This window comes from Acidovorax sp. KPB24-03, assembly GCF_057546605.1.
In genome coordinates, this window is record NZ_BAAJYR010000280.1 from 1 (window position 1) to 4,611 (window position 4,611).

At 68.1% G+C, this 4,611-nt stretch carries 5 protein-coding genes; 3 read left to right on the forward strand and 2 right to left on the reverse strand.

The window, feature by feature from the left end; all coding sequences use genetic code 11:
• Positions 1 to 773 (reverse strand): branched-chain amino acid ABC transporter permease (locus AC27KI_RS19125; RefSeq protein WP_487115290.1); only part of this gene is annotated, 773 nt, incomplete at its 3' end.
• A 91-nt stretch (positions 774 to 864) separates the two neighbouring features.
• A complete protein-coding gene (locus tag AC27KI_RS19130; RefSeq protein ID WP_284407121.1) occupies positions 865 to 2,070 on the reverse strand; it encodes an ABC transporter substrate-binding protein in 1,206 nt (401 codons plus the stop codon).
• Positions 2,071 to 2,313: 243 nt separating this feature from the next.
• Between AC27KI_RS19130 and AC27KI_RS19135 the strand changes: the two genes are divergently transcribed.
• The 3 genes from AC27KI_RS19135 (at position 2,314) to AC27KI_RS19145 (ending at position 4,398) form a co-directional block, all read left to right on the forward strand.
• Positions 2,314 to 3,123 carry a FadR/GntR family transcriptional regulator gene (locus tag AC27KI_RS19135; protein WP_284397492.1) on the forward strand — a complete coding sequence of 270 codons (810 nt, stop codon included), beginning with the start codon at positions 2,314 to 2,316 and terminating at the stop codon, positions 3,121 to 3,123.
• Positions 3,124 to 3,337: 214 nt separating this feature from the next.
• Positions 3,338 to 3,919 carry a hypothetical protein gene (locus AC27KI_RS19140; RefSeq protein WP_487115292.1) on the forward strand — a complete coding sequence of 194 codons (582 nt, stop codon included), beginning with the start codon at positions 3,338 to 3,340 and terminating at the stop codon, positions 3,917 to 3,919.
• Positions 3,910 to 4,398 (forward strand): hypothetical protein, encoded by a 489-nt coding sequence (locus AC27KI_RS19145; RefSeq protein ID WP_284409944.1) that lies wholly within the window; start codon positions 3,910 to 3,912, stop codon positions 4,396 to 4,398. Before AC27KI_RS19140 ends, AC27KI_RS19145 begins: the two co-directional genes overlap by 10 nt.
• Positions 4,399 to 4,611: the final 213 nt, after the last annotated feature.

Consider the following 4,611-nt stretch of genomic DNA (forward strand, 5'->3'; position numbering starts at 1 on the left):
ACCGTGCTCATCACGCTCTGCACGATGCCGATCAGCAGGCCGGCCGACCACGCGTCGCGCCGAAACTGCCCCATGCCGCCCACCACCACGACCACGAAGGCCACGCCCAGCGCCTCGATGCCCATGAAGGGCTCGGCGCCGCGGATCGGCGCGGCCAGCACGCCCGCGATGGCGGCGGTGGCCGCACCCAGCGCGAACACCAGGCTGAAGATGCGGAACACGTTGATGCCCAGCAGCGACACCATCTCGGTCGATTCGCTGCCCGCGCGCACTGCGCTGCCCAGGCGCGTACCTTCGAGCACCCACCACAGGCCCACGGCCAGCACGGCGGTGAAGCCGATCACGAACAGGCGGTACTTGGGATACACGAAGCTGCCCCACATCACCACGCCCTGCAGCAGGTCGGGCACCGCCACGCTGTCGCCCAGCGGCCCCCACTGCAGGATGACCAGCTCCTGGATCGCCAGCGCCAGACCCACGGTGACCAGGATGTGGAACTCGTGCGGCTTGGCGTAGACGTGGCGCAGCACGAGCTTTTCGGTCAGCCAGCCGAGCGCGCCCACCACGAGCGGCACCACGGCCAGCGCGAGCCAGAAGCTCAGCCCCCAGCGCGTCATCTGGTAGCAGAAATACGCGCCCAGCAGGTAGAACGCGCCGTGCGCGAAGTTCACGAAGCGCAGCAGGCCGAACACGATGGACAGGCCGACGGCCAGCAGGAAATACAGCATGCCGATGCCGATCCCGTTGATGACCTGTAGCAGGTAGATGCTCATGGAAGTGGGGCAGTCAAGGCTTTGGCCCCGCGGCTGCGGGGCGGACGGTGAAGGGCCAAGGCGCGGGGCGCAGGAAGGCGGCAGCGAGCGGTCAGCCCAGCTTGCAGCCGGTCTGGTCCAGCGGCAGGAACGACTTGCCCGAACTCACCACGTCCACGTAGTCGTCCTTGTTGGCCATCCTGGCCTTGGGCTTGCCCTTGAGCAGGTAGTAGTTCTTGAGCACCTGGTGGTCGCCCTTGCGGATCTCTTCCTCTCCCGTGAGGCCCGCGTACTTCATGCCCTCCAGCGCGGCGATCACCGCCTTCTGGTCCACCGTGCCGGCCTTGAGGATGCCGTCGATCAGCAGCTTGGTGCAGATGTACGAGCCCGCCAGGCTGTAGTTGGGGTTGGACTTGAACTTGTCGTTGCTGCGCTTGACCAGCTCCAGGTTCAGCGGGGCATCGGCGGTGTGCCAGTACTGCGCGCCGAAATACACGCCGTCGCACAGGTCCGCGCCCAGCGACTCGAACTGCTCCAGCCCCGAGGCCCAGGCGATCAGGATGGTCATGTTCTTGTGCATGCCGAAGCTCACCGCCTGGCGCAGCGCATCCGACGACTGCGAGCCGAAGTTCAGCAGCAGCAGCACGTCGGGCTTGGCGGCCATGGCGTTGGTCAGGTAGCCGCTGAACTCCTTCTCGGCCAGCGAGTGGTAGCTGTTGCCCACGTGCTCCAGGCCCTTTTCCTTGAAGACGTTCTTGGCGGCCGACAGCAGGCCGTCGCCGAACACGTACTGCGGCGTGATGGTGTACCAGCGCTTGGCCTTGGGCAGCGCGTCGGCCAGCGGGCGCACCGTCTGCTCGATGGCCCCGAAGGTCGGCACCGACCAGCGGAACGTGGCGCTGTTGCAGTCCTTGCCGGTGATCTCGTCGGCCCCGGCCGTGGTGATGAAGATGCCGCCCGCCTTCTCGGCCTCCTTGCCCATGGCCAGCGATTCGGACGACAGGATGCCGCCCGCGAAAAAGCGCGTGCCCTGCTGCTGCGACGACTCCTGCACCTTGCGCACGGCCGTGGCGGGCTTGCCCTCGGTGTCCAGCACCGTGTAGGCCAGGGGGCGCTTGAGGGCCGAGCCGTATTGCTCGATGGCCAGCTTCATGCCCAGGTCGGCGAACTTTCCGTTGGCGGCGAAGGCGCCCGACATGGGCACCGGGCAGCCGAACTGGATGGCGCCGGCGGACTGCGCCCAGGCGCTGCGCGCCAGGCCCAGCGATGCGGGCAGCGCGCCCAGTGCGGAGAGTTGCAAGAGTTGACGACGGTGCATGAAGGGGCTCCTGTGGGGGTTGGGTCGGCCGGCCTGCAGGCCAGGGCACGGCTTTTTGCAAAGCACGCGGCGTGCCACGTGTTTTTCCTATTTATAGTGATAAATAGAACAAATCGCGTGCACGTAAACCCTGCCCGACCCGCCGCTGCACGGCCCTGGTGCATACACTGCACCACGGAAGCGACAGCCGGGTGCCAGGCACCGCGCTGCGCCTTGCCCCGTCTTCAACCCAGCAACGCACCCATGGCCACGAAACCGCCCGCCGGCAAGCCGATCAAGCCCCTGAAGCGCCCCGACCTGGTGGCGCAGGAGATCAAGCGGCTCATCACCGAAAAGAACCTGAGCCCGGGCGACCGCCTGCCGCGCGAGAGCGAGTTGCAGGCGCAGTTCGAAGTGAGCAAGGGCACCATCCGCGAGGCGCTCAAGTCGCTGGAGGTGCAGGGCCTGGTGACCATCTCCACCGGCCCCTCGGGCGGCGGCACCATCGCCGAGGTGTCGCTGGACCGCACGCTGCAGTTCCTGCAGAACTACCTGTTCTTCCAGGACGTGACGATCGACAACATCTACGCCGTGCGCCAGTTCCTGGAGCCCGAGCTGGCCGCCGGCGCCGTGCCGCACCTGACCGAGGCCGATTTCGAGGCGCTGGAGCACAGCATCGCCTGCTGCGATCCCAACTCCAGCAGCGAGGACCTGCTGAGCCAGCGCCGCGAGGACGTCAACTTCCACGACATCCTGGCCGCGGCCAACCCCAATCCGTTCCTGCGCTTCACCTGCGAGCTGATCAACGAGATGCTGCGCCAGCTCATCGTGTACGGCAACCGCACCCCGAAGTCGGAGCACCGGCGCTTCGGCGAGGCCAACGCCAACTTCCACCGCGAGATCGTGCAGGCGGCGCGCGCCCGGGATGCAGAAAAAGTGCGCGAACTGATGGCCCGGCACATGCTGGATGCGGCCAGCAGCGTCAAGCGCATGAAAGGCCGCATCCAGGGGCGCCTGATCCTGGACGCCGACACGCTGCGCAGCCCCCGCTCGGCCCACGTCCGCAGCCGCTGAACGGCGCGCCAGACTCCCCAAAACGCCAAAAGTTGGTGTTGGGGCGTGTTATTTTTGAATCAATTGGTATCTTCGGGAACCTTTGACATCGATTTCGCGGCTTCCGCGGCGACACTTCGCGCCTGCGGGCCCCCAATGACCGGGAAAGCGCGACCGGGAGGGCGCGGCCGGCTCGGGCACCCGATACATTCCATTTCCATTCTTTGATGCACCCATGAACGCAGTTCTTCCGTGGGCCGGCTGGCTGGCGGCCGCCATGCTGTCCGCTGCGGTCCACGCCGGGGCGAAACCCCCCATGGCGCTCGACCCCGCCCAGTGCCAGCCCCCGGACGCGGACCTTTCGCTGCCGGCGGCCTGGGAGCCCTACCGCGACGCGGTGCGCGCCTGCCCACTGGTGCAGGGCGGCGCCGCCGGGAATGCGCCGGCCAAGGCCGCCAAGGTGCGCCTGCTGGCCGTGTTCACCGACGCCCACTACCGCGGCCTGCCGCCCGATGCGCCGTGGGAGCGCTTTCCGCTGCCCCTGCTGGTGGACGACACCGGCCGCTGCGTCGGCAAATTGACCCACCTCTTTCCCGCGGACCCGCCCGAGGAACTGGACGTGGTCCCCGGCCGCTGGCGCGACGGCGTGCCGCACGAGATCCAGCTCCAGGTGCGCTCGCCCGCCGTGGGTGGCGACTACCACCTGCCCACCCTGCGGTGGGATGCCAAGAACCGCCTGTACCGGCCGGCAGCCTCCGGGCCCACCTCCGCCAAGCCCCCGACGCCCCCGGACCAGGACAAGACCCCATGCCCGTAGACGCCACCGCGGTCGCGAAGCTGAAGCAGGCCTGCGACCAGGCCGCCGACCTCCATCCCAACTCCTGCAGCCACGCCGTCTGGCACGTGATCAAGCAGTACCTGCCCGACCAGCCCTACATGAGCGCCAACGCGCTGATGGACCACGTGCAGGGGCAGCGCCACTGGCGCTCCGTGCCCGCCTCGCAGGTGGGCGACCTCGCGCGCGGCGGGGCGGTCATCGTCGGGGGCAAGAAGGAGTCAGGCAACGGCCACGTCATCGTGGTCTACCCGGGCCCCGACAAGGCCGCCGGCGGCTATGCCTACACCCGCGGCGGCAAGACCGAAACGCTGCGCACGCGCGGCAGCTACCCGCCCGCGATGTCCACCTCGCTGGGCAACTGGGAAGGCGCCCGCAGCAAGGGCGACAAGACCATCTGGGACCCCTGGGCGAGCGACGCCAAGTTCGCCAGCGTGACCTTCTGGCAGCTGGTGCAGTAAGCCGTTCGCCGCCCCGCCCGGCCCCTCCCCCGATCCGTTTTTTTTCATTCACAGCAACAGGTGATCTCCATGGCCTCTCACAGCAAACTTCTGGGTCTTCTTTTCAGCGCCGCGCTCCTGGGCGGCTGCGCCAACACGTCCAACACGGAAGCCAGCACGGCGGCTGCGGACGCATCGGCCCAGGCGGCCGCAGCGCCCGCCCCGGCGCCCGTC